The organism is Microbacterium sp. (genome assembly GCF_035687345.1).
In the GTDB taxonomy this organism is placed as follows: domain Bacteria; phylum Actinomycetota; class Actinomycetes; order Actinomycetales; family Microbacteriaceae; genus Microbacterium.
Genome location: NZ_DASRXZ010000125.1, coordinates 15,956 through 39,766 on the forward strand (window position 1 = coordinate 15,956; position 23,811 = coordinate 39,766).

At 70.3% G+C, this 23,811-nt stretch carries 20 protein-coding genes and 2 tRNA genes; 14 read left to right on the top strand and 8 right to left on the bottom strand.

From position 1 onward, the window contains the following. The first annotated feature begins 32 nt into the window (after nt 1-32). Together VFF97_RS14335 and VFF97_RS14340 are read left to right on the top strand one after the other, a co-directional pair. Nucleotides 33-575 (top strand): gamma carbonic anhydrase family protein, encoded by a 543-nt coding sequence (locus VFF97_RS14335; protein WP_325034175.1) that lies wholly within the window; start codon nt 33-35, stop codon nt 573-575. 1 nt (nt 576) lies between these two features. Continuing rightward, complete coding sequence (locus VFF97_RS14340; RefSeq protein WP_325034176.1) at nt 577-939, top strand: A1S_2505 family phage non-structural protein; 363 nt, start codon at nt 577-579, stop codon at nt 937-939. Between the two features lie 87 nt (nt 940-1,026). On the opposite strand, the gene VFF97_RS14345 is transcribed toward VFF97_RS14340, so the two are convergent. Then, a tRNA-Gly gene (locus VFF97_RS14345) sits at nt 1,027-1,100 on the bottom strand. Nucleotides 1,101-1,197: 97 nt separating this feature from the next. On the opposite strand from VFF97_RS14345, the gene VFF97_RS14350 reads away from it, so the two are divergent. The 8 genes from VFF97_RS14350 to VFF97_RS14385 all read left to right on the top strand — a co-directional run bounded on the left by VFF97_RS14350 (nt 1,198) and on the right by VFF97_RS14385 (nt 7,886). Then, the gene (locus tag VFF97_RS14350) at nt 1,198-1,578 is read left to right on the top strand and encodes a nuclear transport factor 2 family protein (RefSeq protein WP_325034177.1); all 381 of its coding nucleotides are present in this window, start codon (nt 1,198-1,200) and stop codon (nt 1,576-1,578) included. 81 nt (nt 1,579-1,659) lie between these two features. Beyond that, nucleotides 1,660-1,733: transfer RNA gene (locus tag VFF97_RS14355), tRNA-Pro, on the top strand. 71 nt (nt 1,734-1,804) lie between these two features. Continuing rightward, nucleotides 1,805-3,259: a trigger factor gene (tig, locus tag VFF97_RS14360; RefSeq protein WP_325034178.1), complete on the top strand. Its 1,455-nt coding sequence runs from the start codon at nt 1,805-1,807 to the stop codon at nt 3,257-3,259. A gap of 76 nt (nt 3,260-3,335) precedes the next feature. Further along, the gene (locus VFF97_RS14365) at nt 3,336-3,827 is read left to right on the top strand and encodes a tetratricopeptide repeat protein (protein WP_325034179.1); all 492 of its coding nucleotides are present in this window, start codon (nt 3,336-3,338) and stop codon (nt 3,825-3,827) included. 78 nt (nt 3,828-3,905) lie between these two features. Beyond that, nucleotides 3,906-4,493, top strand: a complete 588-nt coding sequence (locus VFF97_RS14370) for an ATP-dependent Clp protease proteolytic subunit (protein WP_179490004.1) — start codon at nt 3,906-3,908, stop codon at nt 4,491-4,493. A gap of 32 nt (nt 4,494-4,525) precedes the next feature. Further along, the gene (locus tag VFF97_RS14375) at nt 4,526-5,197 is read left to right on the top strand and encodes an ATP-dependent Clp protease proteolytic subunit (RefSeq protein WP_325034180.1); all 672 of its coding nucleotides are present in this window, start codon (nt 4,526-4,528) and stop codon (nt 5,195-5,197) included. A gap of 224 nt (nt 5,198-5,421) precedes the next feature. Continuing rightward, nucleotides 5,422-6,690 carry an ATP-dependent Clp protease ATP-binding subunit ClpX gene (clpX, locus tag VFF97_RS14380; protein ID WP_325034181.1) on the top strand — a complete coding sequence of 423 codons (1,269 nt, stop codon included), beginning with the start codon at nt 5,422-5,424 and terminating at the stop codon, nt 6,688-6,690. Nucleotides 6,691-6,743: 53 nt separating this feature from the next. Continuing rightward, nucleotides 6,744-7,886 (top strand): epoxide hydrolase, encoded by a 1,143-nt coding sequence (locus tag VFF97_RS14385; protein WP_325034182.1) that lies wholly within the window; start codon nt 6,744-6,746, stop codon nt 7,884-7,886. A gap of 7 nt (nt 7,887-7,893) precedes the next feature. Here VFF97_RS14385 and VFF97_RS14390 read toward each other — a convergent pair whose 3' ends face one another. Genes VFF97_RS14390 through VFF97_RS14405 form a run of 4 tightly spaced genes read right to left on the bottom strand, consistent with a single transcriptional unit; the run spans nt 7,894 to nt 15,210 of the window. Then, nucleotides 7,894-8,577 (bottom strand): ABC transporter ATP-binding protein, encoded by a 684-nt coding sequence (locus tag VFF97_RS14390; RefSeq protein ID WP_325034183.1) that lies wholly within the window; start codon nt 8,575-8,577, stop codon nt 7,894-7,896. Further along, nucleotides 8,574-9,479, bottom strand: coding sequence for an ABC transporter ATP-binding protein (locus tag VFF97_RS14395; protein ID WP_325034184.1), 906 nt, complete (start codon nt 9,477-9,479; stop codon nt 8,574-8,576). The genes VFF97_RS14390 and VFF97_RS14395 overlap by 4 nt, the downstream gene beginning before the upstream one ends. After that, nucleotides 9,476-12,160 (bottom strand): ABC transporter permease, encoded by a 2,685-nt coding sequence (locus VFF97_RS14400; protein ID WP_325034185.1) that lies wholly within the window; start codon nt 12,158-12,160, stop codon nt 9,476-9,478. Before VFF97_RS14400 ends, VFF97_RS14395 begins: the two co-directional genes overlap by 4 nt. Beyond that, a complete protein-coding gene (locus VFF97_RS14405) occupies nt 12,157-15,210 on the bottom strand; it encodes an FtsX-like permease family protein (protein ID WP_325034186.1) in 3,054 nt (1,017 codons plus the stop codon). Before VFF97_RS14405 ends, VFF97_RS14400 begins: the two co-directional genes overlap by 4 nt. 168 nt (nt 15,211-15,378) lie before the next feature. Here VFF97_RS14405 and VFF97_RS14410 point away from each other — a divergent pair, with 168 nt between their 5' ends. After that, nucleotides 15,379-16,491 carry a class I SAM-dependent methyltransferase gene (locus tag VFF97_RS14410; protein WP_325034187.1) on the top strand — a complete coding sequence of 371 codons (1,113 nt, stop codon included), beginning with the start codon at nt 15,379-15,381 and terminating at the stop codon, nt 16,489-16,491. A 10-nt stretch (nt 16,492-16,501) separates the two neighbouring features. On the opposite strand, the gene VFF97_RS14415 is transcribed toward VFF97_RS14410, so the two are convergent. Continuing rightward, complete coding sequence (locus VFF97_RS14415) at nt 16,502-18,553, bottom strand: M3 family metallopeptidase (RefSeq protein WP_325034188.1); 2,052 nt, start codon at nt 18,551-18,553, stop codon at nt 16,502-16,504. Between the two features lie 105 nt (nt 18,554-18,658). Here VFF97_RS14415 and VFF97_RS14420 point away from each other — a divergent pair, with 105 nt between their 5' ends. From VFF97_RS14420 to VFF97_RS14430, 3 genes are read left to right on the top strand one after another with little or no spacing between them, the layout of a single operon-like run. Further along, entirely contained in the window at nt 18,659-19,306 is a 648-nt protein-coding gene (locus VFF97_RS14420) for a helix-turn-helix domain-containing protein (protein ID WP_325034189.1), read from the top strand. Further along, nucleotides 19,303-19,524 (top strand): hypothetical protein, encoded by a 222-nt coding sequence (locus tag VFF97_RS14425; RefSeq protein ID WP_325034190.1) that lies wholly within the window; start codon nt 19,303-19,305, stop codon nt 19,522-19,524. Before VFF97_RS14420 ends, VFF97_RS14425 begins: the two co-directional genes overlap by 4 nt. After that, entirely contained in the window at nt 19,524-20,876 is a 1,353-nt protein-coding gene (locus VFF97_RS14430; RefSeq protein ID WP_325034191.1) for an MFS transporter, read from the top strand. Before VFF97_RS14425 ends, VFF97_RS14430 begins: the two co-directional genes overlap by 1 nt. Before the next feature lie 53 nt (nt 20,877-20,929). On the opposite strand, the gene VFF97_RS14435 is transcribed toward VFF97_RS14430, so the two are convergent. Both VFF97_RS14435 and valS read right to left on the bottom strand, forming a co-directional pair. Then, nucleotides 20,930-21,178 (bottom strand): hypothetical protein, encoded by a 249-nt coding sequence (locus tag VFF97_RS14435; protein ID WP_325034192.1) that lies wholly within the window; start codon nt 21,176-21,178, stop codon nt 20,930-20,932. 1 nt (nt 21,179) lies between these two features. Beyond that, complete coding sequence (gene valS, locus VFF97_RS14440; RefSeq protein ID WP_325034193.1) at nt 21,180-23,759, bottom strand: valine--tRNA ligase; 2,580 nt, start codon at nt 23,757-23,759, stop codon at nt 21,180-21,182. Nucleotides 23,760-23,811 lie beyond the last annotated feature (52 nt).

The following is a 23,811-nucleotide window of genomic DNA, read 5'->3' on the forward strand; positions in this document are numbered from 1 at the left end:
GGTGGGCGCCTGGCTCTCGCTATCGTCGAAGCATGACCATCGCCGACGATGCATCCGTTCTGTCCGTCTCCGGGTCGACCCCCGACCTGCATCCGACCGCCTTCGTCGCCTCCGGCGCGCGGGTCATCGGCGCCGTGACCCTCGGCGAGGGCGCGAGCGTCTGGTACAACGCGGTGCTGCGAGCTGACGGCGACACGATCACCATCGGCGCGAACACCAACCTGCAGGACAACGTGTCGGTCCACGTCGACCGCGGCTCGCCCGTCGTGATCGGCGAGAACGTGTCGGTGGGCCACAACGCCGTCGTGCACGGATGCACCGTCGGCGACGGCGCCCTCATCGGCATGGGCAGCGTCGTCCTCTCGAACTCGGTCATCGGCGAGGGGTCTCTCGTCGCTGCCGGCGCGGTCGTGCTCGAGGGCACGGTCGTGCCTCCCGGATCACTCGTCGCGGGTGTCCCCGCGAAGGTGCGTCGTGAGCTCACGGATGAGGAGCGTGAAGGCATCCGCAACAACGCAGCCGGCTACCTGCGCCTGCGCGACGCGCACGAGTCCGCGAGCGTGGCAGGAGGCTGACATGCGAATCGAGTCGCTCCAGCCGGGCGAGATCTTCGTCTTCGGCTCCAACGCGCACGGCGCGCACGCAGGGGGAGCGGCGCGGTTCGCGCACGAGCGCTTCGGCGCGGTGTGGGGGCAGGCCGAGGGGCTTCAAGGGCAGTCGTACGCGATCGACACGATGTCGGGCCTCGACGTGTTCGAGGAGCAGGCGGCGCGGTTCGTCGCGTTCGCCGGCGAGCATCCCGAACTGCGATTCCTCGTGACCGAGGTCGGATGCGGCATCGCCGGCTACACGCCCGCGCAGGTGGCGCCGTTCTTCCGCGGCGCACCGGATAATGTCGTGCTGCCCGAGTCGTTCGTGAAGGCGCTCCATCAGGATTGAGTCGGAGCGGGACCCCCGAAGCTGGTCGGTTCCGACGGCACCCACGCGAAAGCCCTGAGGGCCGCCATCGGGCGGCCCTCAGGGCTTTGGAGGGGATGACGGGAATCGAACCCGCGTAGCCAGTTTGGAAGACTGGGGCTCTACCATTGAGCTACATCCCCGTGCGCCCGCTGACGGGCACCGACCAATCGTAATACACAGGCGGACCTCGCTCATTCCACCGCCAGCCTCCGCGCGGATCCACGGGAGGAGACAGCGATGTCCGACGAAGGAAGGGCTGTCGTCGAGGCTCTCATCGCGACGCTCAACGCAGGCGATGTCCCGGGCATGGACGACGTGTTCCATGAGGATGCCGTGATGGAGTGGCCGCAGTCGGGGGAGCGCATCGTCGGCGGAGACAACCGACGCGCGGTCTACGGTGCATTCCCGCAGCTGCCGAAGATCACGCCGCGCCGGATCACCGGCGAGGGCGACCTGTGGGTCGCCGAGGCCGACCTCGACTACGGCGACGGCGACCCGTACCAGACGGTGTTCATCTTCGAGCTGCGCGACGGGCGCATCGCGAAGGAGACCGCGTACTGGACGAAGCCGTTCCCCGCGCCGGATTGGCGCGCCCGATGGGTCGAGCGGACGCGGTAGCGCGGCATCCGACATATCGGCGTCACCACGTCGGCTAGACTTACCGGGGCCGAAATCGGCGCACTCGTGTGCGCACCCGCCCGGGGCGTAGCTCAGCTTGGTAGAGCGCCCGCTTTGGGAGCGGGAGGCCGCAGGTTCAAATCCTGTCGCCCCGACGTCACGGCCCCCGAGACCCAGACTTCAGCCGCCGCGCCGTGCGCGGACCACACGAGGAGAACGAACAGGCATGGTCACGAGCACCGTCGAGAAGCTCAGCCCGACGCGGGTGAAGCTCCGCATCACGGTCACCCCCGAAGAGCTCAAGCCGAGCATCGCTCACGCGTACGAGCACATCGCACAGGACGTGCAGATCCCCGGCTTCCGCAAGGGCAAGGTGCCCGCCCCCATCATCGACCAGCGCATCGGCCGTGCCGCCGTCCTCGAGCACGCCGTGAGCGAGGGTCTCGACAAGTTCTACCGTGACGCGGTCGCCGAACAGGGCGTGCGCGTGCTCGGTCGTCCCAGCGCCGACATCGTCGAGTGGCCGAACGAGAAGGACTTCTCGGGCGACCTGCTCGTCGACGTCGAGGTCGACGTCCGCCCCGACTTCGAGCTCCCCGAGCTCGAGGGCACCACGATCGAGGTCGACGCCGCCGAGGTCGACGAGGCCGCGATCGACGAGGAGCTCGACCGCCTGCGTGCGCGCTTCGGCACGCTCGTGACGGTCGACCGTCCCGCCGCCACGGGCGACTTCGTCGAGCTCGACCTCGTCGCGACGATCGACGGCACCGAGATCGACCGCGCCGACGGCGTGTCGTACGAGGTCGGTTCGGGTGAGCTGCTCGAGGGCATCGACGAGGCCGTCGAGTCGCTCACCGCCGGCGAGGAGACGACGTTCCGCTCGAAGCTCATCGGAGGCGACCACGCCGGCGAGGAGGCCGAGGTCACGGTCACGGTCAAGAGCGTCAAGGAGCGCGAGCTGCCCGAGGCCGACGACGACTTCGCGCAGATCGCGAGCGAGTTCGACACGATCGCCGAGCTGCGTGACAGCCTCAAGGAGCGCGTGAGCCAGCAGTCCGCGTTCACGCAGGGCTCGCAGGCTCGCGACAAGCTCGTCGAGCGTCTGCTCGAGCAGGTCGACATCCCCGTCCCGGCGCAGCTCGTCGAGGACGAGGTCCACAACCACCTCGAGGCCGAGGGTCGTCTCGAAGACGACGTGCACCGCGCCGAGGTGACCGAGGCGAGCGAGAAGCAGTTCAAGACGCAGATGCTGCTCGACGCGATCGCCGAGAAGTTCAACGTGCAGGTGTCGCAGGACGAGCTCACGCAGTACCTCATCCAGTCGTCCGCGCAGTACGGCATGTCGCCGCAGGACTTCGTCAACGCGCTGCAGCAGAACAACCAGCTGCCCGCGATCGTCGGCGAGGTCGCGCGCAACAAGGCCCTCGCGGTCGCGCTCGGCAAGGTCACCGTCGTCGACACGACCGGCGCTCCGGTCGACCTGACCGGTTTCGTCGCCACCGAAGACGAGGCTGAGGCCGAGGAAGAGGTCGTCGAAGAGGCCGAGGAGATCGCGGATGCCGCGGCCGAGGCCGACGCCGTCATCGAGACCGAGGAGGCCGAGGCCGCCGAGAAGCCGGCGAAGAAGGCTGCGGCCAAGAAGGCGCCCGCCAAGAAGAAGGCCGCGGCCGACAAGGAGTGATCGCCGCACGGCGATGTGAAACGGGGGACGGGTGCTGCGGCATCCGTCCCCCGTTCGTCTTTCGAGAGGAACCATCATGACCGACACGTGGGACGACCGCGTCGCCGCGGTGTGGGCCGACGAGACCCTTTCCGACGAGGAGGTCGTCGAGCGCATCGACGCGCTGGCCGCGGAGCGCCCCGACGGCGACGCCCGGGCCCTCTTCGAGCGTGCCGGTGCACGCGACTCGGCAGGACTCGAGGCCGAGGCCGAGCCGCTGTACCGCGCGGCGCTCGAGGCGGGACTCGACGACGAGCACCGCCCTCAGGCGGTCATCCAGCTCGCGAGCACGCTGCGCAACCTCGGCAGGACCGACGAGGCGATCCGGATGCTCCGCGCCGAGCTCGACCGCGAGCCGCCTTCGCCCCTTCGAGACGAGGCCGCCGCGTTCCTCGCGCTGGCGCTCGTGTCTGTAGGACGCGACCGGGAGGCGGCATCCGTCGCGCTGCGCGCACTCGCTCCGCATCTGTCGCGGTACCGGCGATCCGTTCTCGCCTACGTCGACGAGCTGGGGGCGGACGCGCCCTGATCTGCCCACGGCGAACACGGGCGGGTCGCACGCGACGCGCCGGTAGATTCGATGCCACGAACGGAATCAGGAGCACACATGGCCGCTGAACCCCTTGTCGCGACGAGTGTCTTCGACAGGCTGCTGAAGGACCGCATCATCTGGCTCGGCTCGGAGGTGCGTGACGACAACGCGAACGAGATCTGCGCGAAGATCCTCCTCCTCGCGGCCGAGGACTCGCAGAAGGACATCTACCTCTACATCAACTCGCCCGGTGGCTCGATCACGGCCGGCATGGCGATCTACGACACGATGCAGTTCGTCCCGAACGACATCGTGACCGTGGGCATCGGCATGGCGGCATCGATGGGCCAGCTGCTTCTCACGAGCGGCACGAAGGGCAAGCGCTACATCACCCCGAACGCGCGCGTGCTGCTGCACCAGCCGCACGGCGGCTTCGGCGGAACCGCGAGCGACATCCAGACGCAGGCGCAGCTCATCCTCGACATGAAGCGTCGTCTCGCCGAGATCACCGCCGCGCAGACCGGCAAGACCGTCGAGCAGATCAACGCCGACGGCGACCGCGACCGCTGGTTCTCGGCCGAGGAAGCGCTCGAGTACGGCTTCGTCGACCACATCCGCGAGCACGCCGTGGACGTGTCCGGCGGCGGCGGAACCGCGAACTGACGGCACCGAGGGCGAAAGAGAGAGACATCGCAATGCACACCCCCACCTTCGGCGCCGGCCTTCCGCAGGGCCTGCAGGTCCCGAACAGCCGCTACATCCTGCCGCAGTTCGAGGAGCGCACCGCCTACGGCTACAAGCGCCAGGACCCGTACAACAAGCTGTTCGAGGACCGCGTGATCTTCCTCGGCGTGCAGGTCGACGACGCGTCGGCCGACGACGTGATGGCGCAGCTGCTCGTTCTCGAGTCGCAGGACCCCGACCGCGACATCATCATGTACATCAACTCGCCGGGCGGCTCGTTCACGGCGATGACGGCGATCTACGACACGATGCAATACATCGCGCCGCAGATCCAGACCGTCGTCCTCGGTCAGGCCGCGTCCGCGGCGGCCGTGCTGCTCGCCGCCGGCACGCCGGGCAAGCGCCTCGCGCTGCCGAACTCGCGCATCCTCATCCACCAGCCCGCGATGGGCGAGGCCGGCCACGGGCAGGCCTCCGACATCGAGATCCAGGCGGCCGAGATCATGCGCATGCGCACGTGGCTCGAGGAGACGCTCGCGAAGCACTCCAACCGCTCGGTCGAGCAGATAAACAAGGACATCGACCGCGACAAGATCCTGTCGGCCGAGGACGCCGTCGACTACGGCCTCGTCGACCAGGTGCTCACGTCGCGCAAGCGGGCGCAGCCCGCGCTCACGAAGTAGGCGAAGCCTCCGCGGATGCCTCGCCCGCGCCCCGTCGCCCGAAAGGGTGGCGGGGCGCGGGAGTTCTCGTGACGGTCCGGGGGCGGCGGAGGCTTTCGCTCTCAGCGGACGAGCGGATCGCAGCACCCGGATTCCGCGTCGCAATCCATCCGCTTGTCGCCGTCACCCGTTAGGCTCGAACACGTCCACGGGAATGCACCCGCCGGCCCACGAGGAGGAGCCTGATGGCACGCATCGGTGAGAGCGCCGACCTGTTCAAGTGCTCCTTCTGCGGAAAGAGCCAGAAGCAGGTGCAGCAGCTCATCGCGGGACCCGGTGTCTACATCTGCGACGAGTGCGTCGAACTGTGCAACGAGATCATCGAAGAGCGCATGGCCGAGTCCGGTCAGGGCGCGGTCGCGGACTTCGACCTCCCCAAGCCCCGTGAGATCTACGCGTTCCTCGAGGAGTACGTCGTCGGGCAGGAAGACGCGAAGCGCGCGCTGTCGGTCGCCGTCTACAACCACTACAAGCGCATCCGTGCGCACGGCACGCTCCAGCCGGCCGAGCAGCGCGCCGACGAGGTCGAGATCGCGAAGAGCAACATCCTGCTCATCGGCCCGACCGGATGCGGCAAGACCTACCTCGCTCAGACGCTCGCGAAGCGCCTCAACGTGCCGTTTGCCGTCGCCGACGCCACCGCGCTGACCGAGGCCGGCTATGTCGGCGAAGACGTCGAGAACATCCTGCTGAAGCTCATCCAGGCGGCCGACTTCGACACGAAGCGCGCCGAGACCGGGATCATCTACATCGACGAGGTCGACAAGATCGCTCGCAAGGCCGAGAACCCGTCGATCACACGCGACGTTTCGGGCGAGGGCGTGCAGCAGGCGCTCCTGAAGATCCTCGAGGGCACGGTCGCGTCGGTGCCGCCCCAGGGCGGCCGCAAGCACCCGCACCAGGAGTTCATCCAGATCGACACGACGAACGTGCTGTTCATCGTCGCGGGTGCGTTCGCGGGGCTCGAAGACATCATCTCGTCGCGCGTCGGCAAGCACGGCATCGGATTCGGCGCCGAGCTGCACAACAAGGGCGAAGACCTCAACCTCTACAGCGAGGTTCGTCCCGAAGACCTCCACAAGTACGGTCTGATTCCCGAGTTCATCGGCCGCCTTCCGGTGGTGGCATCCGTGTCGCCGCTCGACCGGCAGGCGCTCATGGAGATCCTGACCGAGCCGAAGAACGCGCTCGTCAAGCAGTACCAGCGCATGTTCGAGCTCGACGGCGTGACGCTCGAGTTCGAGACCGAGGCCCTCGAGGCGATCGCCGACCTCGCGGTCGAGCGCAAGACCGGCGCGCGCGGTCTGCGTGCGATCCTCGAAGACGTGCTCGGCCCGATCATGTTCGAGATCCCCTCGACCGACGACGTCGACAAGGTCGTCATCACGCGTGGCTCGGTCGAGCAGGGCGCCCCGCCGACGCTCGTGCTGCGTCAGGCGCGCAAGAGCGCCTGACGCCCGGCCGGGTGGTCGCCGACGGTGTCGGTGGCACTCCGTAGCGTGGACGGATGCAGACACCCCAGCCGTTCCGCATCGCCGTCGCCGACGAAGTCCTCGAAGATCTGCGCGATCGCCTCTCGCGGTTCCGCGCGTTGCCCGACTCGCCGCGCCGCGCCCAAGCGGGCATGACCGCGGACTACCTCGCGGACCTCGTGGCCTCGTGGATCGCGTTCGACTGGCGAGCGCGCGAGGAATGGCTCAACCGGCACGCGCAGTTCCTCGTCGACATCGGCGACGCCACGATCCACTTCGCACATCTGCGGTCGGATCGCGACGAGGCGCCGGCGCTCCTCGTCATGCACGGGTGGCCGCATACGTTCGCACTTCAGCTCGACTTCGCCGACCTGCTGCGCGACTTCCATGTGGTCGTGCCGAGCTTTCCGGGGTTCGCGTTCTCCTCGCCGTACCGTGACGGCCCGATCACCGAGAAGCGCCTCGCCGACACGATGCACACGCTCATGACCGACGTGCTCGGGTACGACCGCTACCTCACCTACGGTGAGGACGTGTCGGCGAACGTCAACGACCTCATCGCGGCGACGCATCCCGAGGCGGTGCAGGGAATCATCGTGACGCACTCGCACTTCCCCTCGCGCGACGAGCGCGCGACACTCACAGCGCCGGAGGAGCGTGCGTTCTTCGCGCGGCTCGACGCGGCGCACGGCACGGAGGGCGCGTACGGGCACGTTCAGGCGACGCGCCCCGACACGCTGGCCGTGGGCCTCAACGACTCGCCCGCGGGCCTTCTCGCGTGGCTGGCCGAGAAGCTCGTCGAGTGGAGCGACACGCCGACGGAGCGACCGGCCGAGGTCGAGCGGCGCATCTCACGCGACCGCATCCTCAGCGAGGCGATGATCTACTGGGTCACGCAGAGCATCGGCACGTCGTTCCGCCCATATTATGAGGGCGCCGACCAGCCCGACGCGATGCCGCCCGTCGAGGTGCCGGCGACGGTGCACATCCAGCGGCACGAGGGTGACTACCCGGAGTCCCTCGCACGCCGCTACTACCGTGACCTGCGCACGTTCGAGCGGCTCGCCGAGGGCGGGCACTTCGCCGTGGCCGAGGTGCCCGAGGTGATGGCCGATCGCACGAGGGCGTTCGCCGTCGAACTCGGTCTGCTCGCGGACGCTGCCGTGGCGGAGCGCTGACGCGGGCTCAGTCCGCCGTGACGACGCCGTCGTGGATCGACACGAGTCGATCGGCGTGAGCCGCGATGCGGGGGTCGTGCGTCGACACGATCGCGGTGATGCCGCGTTCGTGCACCATCGCCGCGATGAGCCCCATCATCGCCTCGGCGTTGAGGCTGTCGAGTTGACCGGTGGGCTCGTCGGCGATGAGCAGTCGCGGGCTCGTCGCCAATGCGCGGGCGATGCCGAGGCGCTGCTGCTGCCCTCCCGAGAGCTCCGGAGGGCGCTGCTCGGCGTGCGCGGATAGGCCGACGGCGTCGAGTAGCTCGCTTACGCGTCGTTCACGCTCCGGGCGGCGCACGCCGGCGAGTCTCAGGGGCAGGTCGACGTTCTCGCGTGCCGACAGCACAGGGAGGAGAGCGAACGTCTGGAAGACGAATCCGAGGTCGTGTCGCCGGAGTCGGACGAGTTGCTGCTCGTCGGCACCCGTGACCTCGCGGTCGCCGATCCAGATGCGGCCGGAGTTGGGGGTGTCGAGCGACCCGATGAGGTTCAGCAGGGTCGTCTTGCCGGAACCGGAGGGCCCGCGCAGCACGACGACCTCGCCCGCACGGAGCGTCAGCGACGCCTCCCGCACCGCATGGACCCTGCCCGCACCGCGGCCGTACGTCTTCGTGAGCTGCTCGCACCGGACGATGACATCGGCGGTCATCGCTGCTCCTCGCGGGTGTCACCGGTCTCTGCATCCGGCGGCACCGTCGGGTGGACCGCGACGTGGTCCGTCTCGAGCTCGAGGCGTACGAGATCGCGCATGTCGAGCGCGCGCAGGTAGTCGGCCGGAAGCTGGAGTCTTCCGACACGATCGAGCACCGCGTACTCCTGCGCGTGCACCCGTTCCTGGCCGTGCTCGTCGATCGCCTGACGGCGGTGCACTTCGGTGGAGAGCCGTCCGTCGCGGATCTGCACCGTGCGGCGGACCTGCGCCGACACGCCTTCGTCGTGCGTCACGATGAGGATCGTCGTGGCGAGCTGTTCATTGACGTCGCGGAGCGACGAGAACACGAGCTGCGAGTTCGCCTCGTCGAGCTCGCCGGTCGGTTCATCCGCGAACAGCACTTCCGGTTCGTTCGCGAGCGCGACCGCGATCGCCACGCGCTGCTGCTCGCCGCCCGACATCTCGGGCGGTCGGCGGTCGCGCAGTCGACCGATCCCCATCAGATCGAGGAGCGCACCTGCGCGCTCCTTCCGAGTGCTGCGCGGCGTGTGGCCGATCGCGAGGGCCATCGCGATGTTCTCGCCCGCGGTGAGGTACGGGACGAGGTTCCTCGCCGCCTGCTGCCACACGAAGCCGACCGTGTGCCGACGGTACTCCGTGCGCTCCCGGGTCGACATCGTCAGGAGATCGTGCCCCGCGACATGCGCGGACCCGGCCGTCGGCTTGTCGTGCCCCGACAGGATCCCGAGGAGCGTGGACTTGCCCGAGCCGGATGCGCCGACGATCGCGGTGAGCTCGCCGCGCTCCACCGTCAGCGTGAGTCCCTGCAGCGCCTGGACCTCGACGCCCTCGGTGCTGTAGATGCGCACGAGGTCGAGGCAGCGGATGTGGGCGGTCATCTCTCTCCCATCTTGAGCGTCGTGGCGACGGATGCGCGTCGTCCGACGACGAACGCCACCGCGCCCGCCGCGAGCGCGAACAGCAGCACGGCTCCCAGAGCGAACGCGATCGAGGCGGGATCGATCGTCGGTGGAGGCGACACGATGCCTCCGACGAACGGCCGCAAGTCGATGAGCCGTGCGAGCACGGTGGGGAGCGCGAAGCCGACCACCGTGCCCACCAGCACGGAGGCGGCGACCGGCGGAGCGAGCTCCCACAGCAGCACGCCGCGCTGCTGACGCGCATCGGCGCCGAGGATCCGCAGGACCGCCACCGTGCGTCCGCGGCTGGCCGAGGCGGCGACCGTGGCGAGTGCGACCCCGATGAGCGTGAGCACCAGCGCAGCCCCGGACACCCACGGGAGGGCCGTCTCCACGCCGCGCGTGAGCGGTGAGGATCGCGCTTCGTCAACCAGAATGTCCGCCGAGAGCACAGAGACCGTGCCGAGCCGGTCATCGGGCTGCGCGGCCGCCACCGCCTCCTCGATCGCAGCGGCGACGGTCGTGGCATCCGCGTCTTCGCTGAGCCCCACGAGAATCCGCTCGGTGTCGAGGTCGGCGCGACCGACGTCGGCGGCGAACCGGGCATCGATGAGCGCCCACGCGCGAGCGCCGCCGGGCAGCGCCTCCGGCGGCAGCTGATCGATCGCCTCGACCTCGGCGCTTCCGATGCGAGGATCGGCGCCCGCCCGCGCGAGGGCGCCGCTCGAGACGACGACGGGCACCGCGCCGTCGCGCAGAGCGTCGATCGCGGGGATGTCGGGGCGCACGCGGTGCAGCGCAGCGGTGTCGGCCGCGACGAGTGTGACGGTCGCGGTGCCGGCTTCGCCCAGCACGCGCACGCCGGTCACAGGCGCGAGCGCCACCACGTCGTCGACACCGTCGATCTCTGCGATCCCCGCGATCACGTCCTGTCCGAGCTCCGCGGCCGAGACCTGCACGTCGGCGCCCACGCGGTCGCGCGTCCCCGACACGATCGCCTCGCGCAGCGTCGAGCCGAGCACCGCCGAGAACACCACGACCGACACCCCGAGCAGCAGCGCGAACGATGCCGCGAACCCGAACACGGGGGAGCGGACCGCGCGGGCGGAGCCGAGGAGTGCGATCGCGCCGTCCCGGCCGCGGCGACTGGCCAGCACGAGACGCAGCGGGATCGGATACAGCCGCAGCGCACCGATGCACAACGCCGCCGCGATGAGGAGCGGTGCGAGCAGGATCAACGGGTCGACGCCTCCCGCGTCGGTCGGGGGGTCGATGCCGCGACGAGCGAGGAGGGCGATCGACACCACGGCGAGGCCCACCACCCCGAGTTCCGCGATCGTGCGCGTGCGGCGGTCGCCTGCCCGCGCGTCCTCTCGCTCCGCGCGGAAGGGACGCGGTCCCGAGAGCAGCGCGAACAGCAACGGCACGGCGAGGCCGACCGCGATGGGCAGCGCCCACGCATCCGCCCCGACCGGCTCGGGGATCGCCGCCGCAGCCGCCGCGATCCCCAGTGCGGTGGCGGGCACAGCGATGGCGAGCCCCTCGAGCGCCATCGCGGCGCGCACCTCCGGTCCGCTCGCGCCGCGGGCGCGCGCGAGCGCGAGAACCGGACGGCGTCGGTCGACGATCGATCCGACTCCGAGGGCGAAGACGGCGAGCAGGACCCCGAGGAGTCCGGATGCTCCGAGCGCCAGCAGTCCCGCGACCGTGGCCGTGCGGCCCATCGCCTCGTCGAGCTCGTCGGCGAGCGCCGTGCCGAACGCGAGGTGTCCGCCGTAGGGGAGGGCGATGTCGGCGGCGACCGCGGCGCGCAGCTGCGCCGCGACCGTCGCTGCGTTCGCGGCGGTGAGCGGCGACCCGTCGAGCGGGATCCATGCGACGAGCGACCCGTCGGGGACGCTGGTCGTGAGCCCGCCGAGGGAGCCGGGGTCGACGAACACCGACGCGCGCACGGTCGGCGTCGACCCGGGCTCGCGTTCGACGAGCGGGGCCGCCAGGTCTGAGAACTGCGCCCAATAGGCATCCGCCTCGTCGATCGGCTCGTAGAGCCCCGCGACCCGCAGCTCGAGGAGGCCGTACTCGAGGAGATCGCCCACCGTGAGGCCAGACTCGGAGGCGGTGGCCGTCGAGACCGCGATGTCGATCGGCGGCTGATCGGATGCCTCGTTCTCATCGCCCGCCCACGGCGCAGGGGCGTCGCCCGACACGATGCGAACCTGTTCGAGCCAGAGCGGATCCGTCGCCAAGCGCACGATGAATCGGGTGCCGGGTTCGCCGTCCATCCGCAGCGCATCCGCCGACGGAGTGCTCGCGACCCAGTGCGGATCACCGGCCATCGACGCCACGGGTTCGGGCAGATCGTCCAGGAAGAGCCCGATGGCGCCGTCGGTCGGTGCGACGAGCCGCGGAGCGGGGGTGCCCGCCAATCCGACGGGCAGCCCGAGCCGACCGACGCCGCGCAGGTCGCGCACGATCGGCGGGGTCGCGGCAACGGTCCGCCGCACCTCCTCGGTGCCGAGCTGTGCCACGGCCCGCGGCGCGGCGGAGACCGCGAAGACCGACACCGCCACGAGAGCTGCCATGAGCAGCGACGCCACCAGTCCGCGCCGCGCGTGCCGCAGGAGCAGGCCGATCGTGCTGTACCGGGACGGCGCGCTCATCGCAGGCCCTCCGCTCCTCGGACGGTGCGCGCGTCGCGTGCGACGGTCGCCGAGATCCACATGACGGATGCCGCGCACACGAGCACGAGGGCCACAAGGGCGATCGCGAGCCCCGTCAGGTCGATCCGCAGCGGCGTGCCGAGGCCGAGGTCGACGCCCGGGATGGCGGCACTGGCGAGCTGGGGAACGGTCAGTGCGCCGACCGCCAGCCCGGCCACGAGTCCGATCACGATGGCGCACGCGAGCACCGCGGTCCACTCGTCGCGCCGGCTCGACGCCTGCGCCCGCGCGCGGAGGCCGAGGGCGCGCAGGAGCCCGATCTCGGGCATCCGCGTGCGGTGCTCGGCGCTGGCAACGGCGGCGAGGGTGACGAGGGCGAGCAGGCAGCACAGGGCGGCGGCTGCCCACACCGCGAGGGCGGCGGAGCCGACGACGGCGCGCTCGGCCGAGTCGTCGGCGTAGCTCAGGCCGGTGTTGGGCGGCAGCGCGCGGCGGACGTCGGCGGCGGCATCCGCCCCGCCTTGCTGGATCCACAGGGCGTTCGGCGCACGGGGGAACTCGGTCGTGAGCACGGCGTCGACCTGCAGCACCGCGAGGTCGATGAGGACGGCAGCCTCGTCGCCGGCCGACGGGACGGCCGGAACGATAGCGACGACCTCGCCGTCGATGCGCGCGTATGACCGCTCGACCGCGAACGAGAACGTGTCGCCCACAGCGAGGTCGTAGCGATCCGCGAGCGCCCGTGTGACCGCGATCGGCGGGCGGTACAGTCCCGCGTCGAGCTCCGTGTCGGGCATCAGGCGTACGTTCATGACGCCGGGTGCGGCTCCGAACCCTCCCTCCGCGAGGGGGAGAGGCGCGACGATCACCATCTCGCCACCTCGCGGCGACCATTGCCGTTCCGTGAAGGCGGAGAGCGGCTGTCCGCCCGAGTCCGCCCACCGGGTGGGGACGAAGCGAGCCCCCTCGGACGTGATCGCGTCGTCCGCGAGGTCGACGTCGAACGCGAGGACCTGACCGCGACCGTCGCGCGCTGACGGCGGCACGGACGACGTGATCGTCAGCGTTCGTCCGGCCGCGGGATCGCCGGTGCCCGACACGTCGGCTGTCACGCGCGTGAGCCCCCCGGCGCTGTCGAGCACGAGCATCGTGACGACGGGATCGACCGCGAGGTCCCGCGTGGAGGCTTCGAGCACGACGGCGTCCGCCCCCTCCGGGATCAGGACGCCCGGAGCCTCGACGGGCAGCGCCGCGGCGAGCGCGTCGGCGTCGATCGCGTCCTTCACCGGTGCGACGAGCGTGGGGAGGGCCACGGGCGGTGCCGCGACCAGGGCGGCGGACCCGTCGCGAACCTGCAGCCGCGCCCGTTGGACGGGGAAGACGTCGGCGATGGACGGCTCTCCGTCGAGTGCCTCGAGCTGCGGCGGCTGGAACCCGCCTCCGGCCGCGGTCGCGAGGATGTCGGCGCCGGACCGGAAGGCGCTCACACGCGCGAAGCCCTCAGCCCAGGTCTCCTGGTACGCGGCGGCCGCGACGAGCGAACCCGTCGCGACTCCGAGCACGACGATCGAGGCGGTGAGGCGCGGGAGGCGCCTCGCCACGTTGTGCGCCGCGAGCATGCGCGGCGCCCCCGATCGGCGCGACAACCGCTCGAACAGCCGCATGACCGCGGGCAGGACGGTGAGCCCGATGAACACGATCGCGACGAGGGCGAGCGCGGGCGCGAAGGCCGTGACGGGGTCGACGGATGCCTCGCCGTCCGCCTGCACCGTGATCGGAGACCCGTACAGCCGCAGCTGCCACACCGCGATCGCCGCCGCGACGGTGAGGAGCACCGCCGCGGCGGGGGCGACCAGGCGGCTCACTCGCCCTGCACTGCTCTCCTCCGCGCTGCCGTGCGGGCGCGACGCACGCGCTGCTCCGATGCCGAAGCCCGCCGCCGCGACGAACGCGAGTGCCGCGACCGTCGCCGACACGGTGACGAGAGGCATCGTCCAGCCGCGCCCCGCGGCCGCCGAGATGGCGACAGCGACGCCCGCGCCGAGGATCCCGCCGAGCAGGGCGGCACCCGCGGCGAGCATGGCCGCCTCGAGCGCGTTCGCCGTCGCGGTGCGACCGCGCGACCACAGGAGTGCGAGCTCGGGTGCGCGGCTCGCGCCGGCGAGGCGTGCGAGCTCGGCGAGGGTCACGGCGGCGGCCGTCGCGACGAGCAGCAGCACGACGGGGGCGATCGCCTGCATGCCCTGCACCTGGGCCCGCAGTTCGGCGGCGGTGTCGGTGAAACCACCCGTCGTCGAGAGGGCGGCGGGGTCGATGCCCTCGGCACGCAGCGCGGAGCGCAGGCGCGGCCATCCCTCCTTCACGGAGGTGAGGTCGGATGCCGTGACCCTCGTCGCATCGGGGGCAGCGGTCCAGTGCACGCGCGCCGACTCCCACGTGCGCTCGTCGGTCTCGCCGAGCACGACCGGGGCGACCGCACGTCCGCGCCCGGCCGTGATCCGCTCGTCTCCGAGCCACCGCGGGTCCAGTGCATCGGTGACCCGCCAGGTGCCGGTGAGCCGCATCGGGATGCCGGCGACGACCACGGCGTCGCCGTCCTCGAGGCCGAGAGCGGCCGCGGCATCCGCCTGCATCGTCAGCTCCTCGGCACCCGTCGCCCACCGTCCGTCGACGATGTCGGTGTGGCGCTCGAGGTCGTCGGCCATGAGCACGAGCGCCTCGAGCTGCTCGAGCAGCCCGGGCACCTCGACGACGGCCTCGGCCACAGTCGAGCGACTGACCTCGACAGGTGCCGACACGTCGGCGAGCGCGCGAGAGATCGCCGATCGCACAGCGGCGTCCTGCGCCTGCGCGTCGTCCGCGAGGGGAAGGGTCGCCCGCAGGGCCAGGTCGGCCCCGGAACGGGTGGCGAGACCTCGCCGCACGCCGTCGTCGGCTGCGGCGTCGAGCGCGCCGAGGAGCGCGATGACCGTTCCGGTGACCAGCGCCGCGACGACGGCGACGGCCGTGAAGACAGCGCCGTGCGGGCGTGCCCGCCTGAACCACTTCACGGTGCGCCGGCCTCATTCTCTCGGGTGTGCGCTCTGGAGTGTGCCGAGTCTATTGGGGGAACAGGACACGAGGTCGAGCGCGTCGTGCCCCATCCGCCTCGCGGGTCTTCCGGGCGAGCCGGCGCAGACGTACACTCCGGCCAGAAAACACCCGACAGGAGGACGATCATGACGACCACGACCACGGACGAGGCTCGCACGGCTCGCGCCGAGGCGTTCTCCGCCCGTCTGTTCGAATCGCTCGTTCCCGCGATGGAGCTGCTCTGCGTGGAGCTGGGGGTCCGGCGCGGCCTGTACGCGGCCCTTCAGAGACTCGGTTCGGCGACGGTCGGCGAGCTCGCACGCGAGACGGGCATCGTCGAGCGGTACGCCCGCGAGTGGCTCGAGCAGCAGGCTGCCGCCGGCATCCTCGAGGTCGCCGAAGAGGGCGACGCCCAGAGCCGCCGATACACCCTGCCGCCCGCGCACGCCGAGGTGCTGCTCGACAGCGAGAGCCCGTACGCGATGGCGGGCGTCGGATCATTCCTGGTCGGCATGGCGGACGTGTTCGATGCGGTCGTCGACGACTTCGCGAAGGGTGAGGGCGTCGCCTACCACCGGTACGGGGCCGCCGTGCGCGACGCGATCTCATCCCTCAACCGCCCCGGGTTCTCGCTCGCCCTGGGGGAGTGGATGCAGTCGGCGCCCGACCTCGACGACCGGCTCCGCACGACCCCTTCGGTGATCGTCGACGCGGGGTGCGGTACAGGCTGGTCGACGCTCGCTCTCGCGCGCACCTACCCGCTCGCGCACGTGATGGGCATCGATCTCGATGAGGCATCCGTCGAAGAAGCCCGTGCCAACCTGGCCGAGACCGACCTCGCCGACCGTGTCGAGTTCGTGCGCGCCGACGCCGGCGACGCAGAGACCCTGCGCAGCGTCGCGCCGGGACCGATCGCCCTCGGGACGGTGTTCGAGGCGCTGCACGACATGAACGGACCCGTCCGGGCGCTCCGGGCGCTCGGGTCGCTCCTCGAGCCCGGCGGTGCGATCGTCATCGGCGACGAGAAGGTCGCCGACGAGTTCACGCCCGACGGCGACTTCCTCGAGCGCCTCAACTACGGCTTCAGCGTGCTGCACTGCCTCCCGGCGACGATCGCCGAAGGGCAGGACGAGGCGAACGGAACCGTGATGCGGGCGCCGACGGTCGAGCGATGGGCCCGCGAAGCCGGGTTCACTCGGTTCGAGGTGCTCCCGGTCGAGCACGAGCTGTGGAGCTTCTACCGCCTCGGCACCGACTGACCCTCACGGATCAGGCGACGAGCCCGCGCCGTTCGAGCAGCGGCTGGATCTCGGCGTCGCGCCCGCGGAAGTCCCGGTACGCGGCGAGCGGGTCCTTCGAGCCGCCCACGCCGAGGAGCCGCTCCCGGAACCGGTCGCCGTTCTCCCGGCGCAGCCCGCCGTTCTCGCGGAACCACTCGACCGTGTCGGCGTCGAGCACCTCGCTCCAGATGTACGAGTAGTAGCCGGCGCTGTAGCCGCCCGAGAAGACGTGCGCGAAGTACGTCGACGAGTAGCGGGTCGGCACGACCGGGTTGTCGAGTCCGATGTCGGCGAGGGCGGATGCCTCGAACTCCGCCACATCGATGTCGCGAGACGCCTCTTCGCGCGAAAGCGAGTGCCACGCCTGGTCGAGCCAGGCCGCGGCGAGGTACTCGCTGGTGGCGAAGCCCTGGTTGAAGCTCTCCGTCGCGCGCAGCTTCTCGACCACGCCATCCGGCAGTTTCTCACCGGTCTCGACGTGCCGCGCGTACGAGTCGAGGATCTCGGGCCAGTAGATCCACATCTCGTTCACCTGGCTCGGGAACTCGACGAAGTCGCGGAACACGTTCGTGCCGGCGAAGTGCGGGTAGGTCACCGTCGCGAACAGACCGTGCAGCGCGTGGCCGAACTCGTGGAACAGCGTCGTCACCTCGTCGAGCGTGAGCAGCGTCGGCCGGCCCGGTGCAGGCTTGGGCACGTTGAGGTTGTTGACGACGACCGGACTCGTCCCGCGGAGGCGGGACTGCGGCACGATCGAGTTCATCCACGCACCACCGCGCTTCGTGTCGCGTGTGTAGAGGTCGAGGATGTAGAGGCCGAGCGCGGACCCGTCGGCATTGAACACCTCGAACACGCGCGCATCCGGGTGGTACGCCGGCAGGTCGTCCCGCTCGGTGAAAGTGATGCCGTACAGGTCGGTCGCGGCCCGGAACACCCCGTCCTTCAGCACGCGCTCCGCCTCGAACCACGGGCGCAGGGCCGTCGTGTCGAGGTCGTACTGCGCGGCACGCACCTTCTCGGTGTAGAACGCCCAGTCGTGCGCCTCGAGCGGGAACGGCTCGGACTCGGCGTCGATGATCGCCTGCAGCGCTTCGCGCTCGCGCTCCGCGTTGCGCCGCGCCGGAGCGGCGAGCCGGCGCAGCAGCGAGTGCACGGCCTCGGGGGAGCCCGCCGTCTCATCGCTGGTCACGTACGCCGCGTGCGAGGGATAGCCGAGCAGCTCGGCGCGCTCCGCGCGCAGCCGCACGATCTCCAGCAGCACGCCGCGGTTGTCGTGCTCGTTGCCGCGTGACCCGCGGGCACGCGACGCGTCCATGATGCGCTTGCGGCTCTCACGGCGCGTGAGCGTCGAGAGATACGGATGCCCCGTGAACAGCGTCAACGTCACGACGTACTTGCCCTCGAGGCCGCGGTCGGCGGCCGCCTGCGCCGCGGCTGAGAGCTCGCCCTCGGTCAGCCCGTCGAGCTCCGCCGCGTCGTCGAACACGACGGCGAGCTCGTTCGTGTCGGCGAGGAGGTTCTTCTCGAATTGAGTCGTGAGCGTCGAAAGGCGCTGGTTGAGCTCGGTGAGCCGCGCCTTCGCGGTCTCGTCGAGACCTGCGCCGGCATGTGACATCTCGGTGTGGCGGCGTTCGAGGAGGTATCGCTGCTCCTCGTCGAGCTCGAGTTCGTCCGCCTTCTCGTAGAGGGTGCGGATGCGGCTGAAAAGCGCGCTGTCGAGCTGGATCGAGTCCTCGTGGGCGGCCATGAGCGGTGCCAGCGTCTCTTCGATGCGCTGGATCTCGTCGGTCGCGTCGGCGGACGACACCGTGTAGAAGGTGCGGGAGAGGTCGCCGAGCAGCCGGCCGCTCTCCTCGAGCGCCAGGAGCGTGTTCTCGAAGGTCGGCTCCTCCTCGTTCTGCGTGATCCGGGCGACCTCGGCCTTGTGGAGCGCGAAAGCCTCTTCGAACGCGGGGAGATAGTGCTCGGGCTTGATCGAGGGATAGTCGGGGAGTCCGTAGGGAAGCGTGCTGGGGGAGAGCAGTGGGTTCTCGGTCGCCATACGCCCAGCCTAGTGACGGCGCATCCGATGCCGCCATTCCTTTGCAAAAGAGCAATTGCAAAGAAGTGCTTGCAAAGAAGGGTTTGCAAGAGTATCTTTGGAGACATGGACGAGGAGATCCGCGAAGACGGTCGGGACGACGCCGAAAAGGAGTCCGCCGTCTTGGCACACCACCGCGACGACCGCGTGCTCGACACCGGCGCGCTTCGGGCGCTGGCGCATCCGATGCGGGTGCGGATCTACGACATCCTGAGTCAGTACGGTCCGCAGACCGCCAGCTCATTGGCCGAGCGGCTCGGTGAGTCGACGGGATCGACCAGCTACCACCTGCGCGCCCTCGCGAAGCACGATCTGATCGAAGAGGTCGAGGGTCGCGGCAACGCGCGCGAGCGCTGGTGGCAGCGACCCGTCGGCGGTGTGTCGTTCGCGAACCCCGACGCGATGAAGTCGCCGGCCGGACGCGCCGCGACGCAGCTCGTCATGAACGAGTTCTTCCACCTCCGTCAGGAGCAGCTCATGCGCTTCATCCATGGCGGCCTCATGGCGGAAGACCCCGAGTGGCAGGAGTCGAGCATGATCTCCACCGCTCACGCCCGTCTCACGCCCGCGCAGAGCGCGGAGCTGTCGCACAAGATCATGGCCGTGATCGATGAGGCCGTGGAAAAGCACCGCAACCAGACCGGCGACGACGTCCGCCCCGTCACCATCCGTGCCGACGTCTTCCCGCTTCCAGAACTTGGAGAAGAGTCATGACCACCATCTCCGCACCGCGATTCTCACACTCCCGCGTGTCGACGACGCGTTTCGAGCGCACGCTGCTCCGCGTCACGGCCGCCGTCGAGTCCTTCGTCGCGCACCGCCTCGAGCGCCGCGCGATGTCCGCCGCCCGTGCCGCAGCGACGGCGCAGGAGCGCTACGTCGACGCTCGCCGCAGCGCCGAGGCGCTCGGCGCGGCCGGATTGCTCCGCTGATGAGCGACGCCGTCGACACCGCGGAGCCGAAGTCGTCCGAAGGAGCGGCCGAGCGGGGGAGCAGGGCCCCGCTCGGCCGCGACTTCGGCAAGCTGTGGACCGCGGCCGCGTTCAGCAACCTCGCTGACGGCCTCGGTCGCACGGCGGTTCCGCTCATCGCCACGACGCTGACGCGCGATCCGCTCGCGATCTCGGTCATCACCGCGCTCGCCTTCCTGCCCTGGCTCGTCTTCGGTCTTCCGGCCGGCATGATCGTCGACCGCTTCGACCGGCGCATCATCATGGCGGTCGCCAACGGCATCCGCGGAGGCGTCGCCCTGTGGCTCGCCGTCCTCACGGTGACGGGGGCGCTCGACCTGTGGGCCCTGTTCCTCGGCACGCTCGTGTTCGGGCTCGGCGAGACGCTCTTCGACAATGCGACGAACGCGGTGATTCCGGGTGTCGTGACGCGGCCGCAGCTCGACCGCGCGAACGGGCGCATGCAGGCGGCGCAGATCACGATCGACTCGTTCGTGTCGCAGCCGATCGCGGGTCTGCTGTTCGCGGCGTCGCTCGCGCTGCCGCTGTGGGTGGGGTCGGCGGGTTACCTCGTGCCGATCGTGCTCGCCCTCCTGCTCCCGCTCTCGGCCGCGCGTCCGCTGCGCGAGCCGGACGTCGTGTCCGATGCGGATGCCCCCGACGTCGCCGCCGGGGCGGTGGCCGAGCCCGTGGCCGTGCCTCCGTCGCCGTCGAAGGTGTCCGCCCGCGAGGCGATCTCGTACCTGTGGCACCAGCGCTACCTCCGCACGATGGTGGTGTTCACGTCCCTCGTCGGAAGCGCGCTCACGTTCTCGCAGGCCGCGATCATCCTCTACTTCCTCGACGTGATGCACGTCGTGCCCGCCGCGATCGGATTCGTCACGGCGTCGATCGGCGTCGGCGCGCTCCTGGGCTCGCTCGTCGCGTCGCGCCTGGTCGAGCGGTTCGGGCGCGGCCCCGTCATGCTCGCCGCCAACCTCGGCGCGGGAATCGGGCTGCTGCTGACGGGACTCGCTCCCGAAGTCGCGACGGCGTGTGTCGCGTACGCGGTCGGCGCGATGTCGGTCTCGATCTGGAACGTGCCGTGGGGAGCGCTGCGGCAGCAGATCGTGCCTCCGCACCTGTTCGGTCGTGTGCTCGGCATCATCCGGATGCTGACGTGGGGGCTCTTCCCGATCGCGACGATCATCGGCGGGCTCGTGTCCCGCATCGACCTCCGTCTGCCGTTCGTCGTCGGCGGCGGCGTGATCGTGCTCGCCGCGCTCGTCGGCTCTCGCCTGTTGATCGTGGGCACGCGCAAGGCGGGCGCCGAAGCCGGTGTCGAGCACCTCTGACCGCTTGACGAAGGGGGCGGGCCGCATGTGCGGCGCCGCCCCCTTCGCACGTGTCACCCGAATCCGGCCTCCGGGTCGTTCTGCGCGACCGGTTCGCCGTTCTCGTCGAGCGTCACGATGACTCCCGTGTCGAGCTCCGCGATGGGCTTGCCCTCGAGCCACGTCAGCGTCCACCGCGGACGCGGCTGACCGAGCTCGTCACCGGGGATCGACGCGTCGACCGACCGGATGCCGCGCACGAGCGCCTCCGGAACACCCTTCGGCGGTTCGTCGCCCGAGGTCCACCGTGTGCCGAGCTGCATGTCAGGCCTCCTGCGGGACGAGTTCGATGTCGGAGACCGTGACGGCCTCGGCATCCGCGAAGGTGAGCTCGTCGATCCGACCGACGGCCTTGAGGTCGCCTTCGGCGGCCTTCAGCGAGGCGACGGCCGCGGCGGGCGCCGAGATCGTGAGGCGGGCGACGGGCGTCTTCTGCGAGGCCTTCGCCTCGGTCTTCGCGCGACGGATGCCGATGAGCGCCTCGCTCACCGCGGCGAGCACGGCCGGGTCGCCCTCGATGCCGAGCGGCTCGGGCCACGAAGCGGTGTGCACGGAGCCCTCGTTGAACCACGACCACGCCTCTTCTGCCGCGAACGCGAGCACGGGCGCGAGCAGGCGCAGCAACGTCGAGAGCGCGAGGCGCAGCGCGAGCGCGGCCGAGGGCTGGCCGACGTCGGTGCGGTCGTACGCGCGCTCCTTCACGAGCTCGAGGTAGTCGTCGCAGAACGTCCAGAAGAACGCCTCGGTGACTTCGAGCGCACGAGCGTGGTCGTAGGCCTGGAAGGCCTTCGTCGCCTGCCGGATGACGTCGTCGAGCGTTGCGAGCATCGACGCGTCGAGCGCGTGGGTGATCTCGGCGCCCTCGGGCACGGGGAACGACAGCACGAACTTCGCCGCGTTGAGCACCTTGATCGCGAGGCGACGGCCGATCTTCACCTGCGTCGGGTTCTGCGGGTCGAACGCCGCGTCGGCGCCGAGGCGGCTCGAGGCCGCCCAATAGCGGACGGCGTCGGACCCGTGCTGCGCGAGGATGTCGGCGGGCGTGACGACGTTGCCCTTCGACTTCGACATCTTCTTGCGGTCGGGGTCGACGATGAAGCCCGAGATGGCGGCATCCGTCCACGGCGCGCGGCCGTCCTCGAGTGCGCTGCGCAGCATGGTCGAGAACAGCCACGTGCGGATGATGTCCTGACCCTGCGGGCGCACGTCGAACGGTGCGACGAGGTTCCACAGCTCGGGGTCGCGCTCCCAGCCGCCGGCGAGCTGCGGCGTGAGCGACGACGTCGCCCACGTGTCGAAGATGTCGCGCTCGCCGTCGAAGCCTCCCGGCTTGCCGCGCTGGTCTTCGGTGTACCCGGGCGGGACATCGGTGCTCGGGTCCACGGGGAGCTGCGAGGCATCCGGCACGAGCACGCGGTCGTAGTCGCGCTCACCGTTCTCGTCGAGCGCGTACCAGACGGGGATCGGCACGCCGAAGAAGCGCTGCCGCGACACGAGCCAGTCGCCGGTGAGGCCGTTCGTCCAGTTCTCGAAGCGCACCCGCATGAAATCCGGATGCCACGCCATTCCTCGGCCGAGCTCGATGAGCTTGTCGCGCAGCTCTTCGTCGCGCGCGCCGTTGCGGATGTACCACTGGCGCGTCGAGACGATCTCCATCGGGCGATCGCCCTTCTCGTAGAACTTCACGACGTGTGTGAACGGCTTCGGGTCGCCGATGAGCTCGCCGGACTCGCGGAGGAGCTCGACGATGCGCTTCTTGGCGCTGAACACGGTCTTGCCCGAGAGCTCGGCGTACGCGGCGCGGCCGGCGTCCGACGTGATCGCGTCGGGCGGGTCGGCGATGACGCGTCCGTCGAGACCGAGGATCGTGCGGTTCGGCAGGTTCAGCTCACGCCACCACACGATGTCGGTCACGTCGCCGAAGGTGCAGATCATGGCGATGCCGGAGCCCTTGTCGGGCTGGGCGAGCGGATGCGCCAGCACCGGCACCTCGACGTCGAAGAGCGGCGTGCGGACGGTCGTGCCGAACAGCGGCTGGAAGCGCTCGTCGTCGGGATGAGCCACGAGGGCGACGCACGCGGCGAGCAGTTCGGGACGCGTCGTCTCGATGTGCACGTCGCCCTGGCCGTCGGTGCGGTGGAACGCGACGCGGTGGAACGCGGCGGGCTGCTCGCGCTCTTCGAGTTCGGCCTGCGCGATCGCGGTGCGGAAGTCGATGTCCCACATTGTGGGGGCGAGGTCCTGGTATGCCTCGCCGCGCTCGAGGTTGCGCAGGAACGCGAGCTGGCTCGTGCGGATCGTCTCGTCGGAGATCGTGCGGTAAGTCTGGGTCCAGTCGACGCTCAGGCCGAGGTCGCGCCACAGCGCCTCGAAGTGCTTCTCGTCTTCGACGGTGAGCTTCTCGCACAGCTCGATGAAGTTGCGGCGGCTGATCGGAACCTGGTCGGCGGCCTTGCTGCTCTTGTTCTCACCGCCCTCGAACGGCGGCGTGAAGTCGGGGTCGTAGGGCAGCGACGGGTCGCAGCGCACGCCGTAGTAGTTCTGCACGCGGCGCTCGGTGGGCAGGCCGTTGTCGTCCCAGCCCATCGGGTAGAACACGGTCTTGCCGCTCATGCGCTCGAAGCGCACCTTCACGTCGGTGTGCGTGTAGCTGAAGACGTGGCCGATGTGGAGGGTTCCGGATGCCGTCGGCGGGGGAGTGTCGACCGAGTAGATGCCGGCGCGGCCGACCTCGACGGCTCGTGCGCGGTCGAACAGGTAAGTGCCCTGCTCGCGCCACTTCGCGTCCCACTTCTTCTCGAGACCCTCGAGGGCGGGCTTGTCTGGAATCTGGGCGTCGGCCATGGGGTCTCCTAAGGCGATATATGCGGCACTGTGTGAGCGTGCCTGAGTGTGG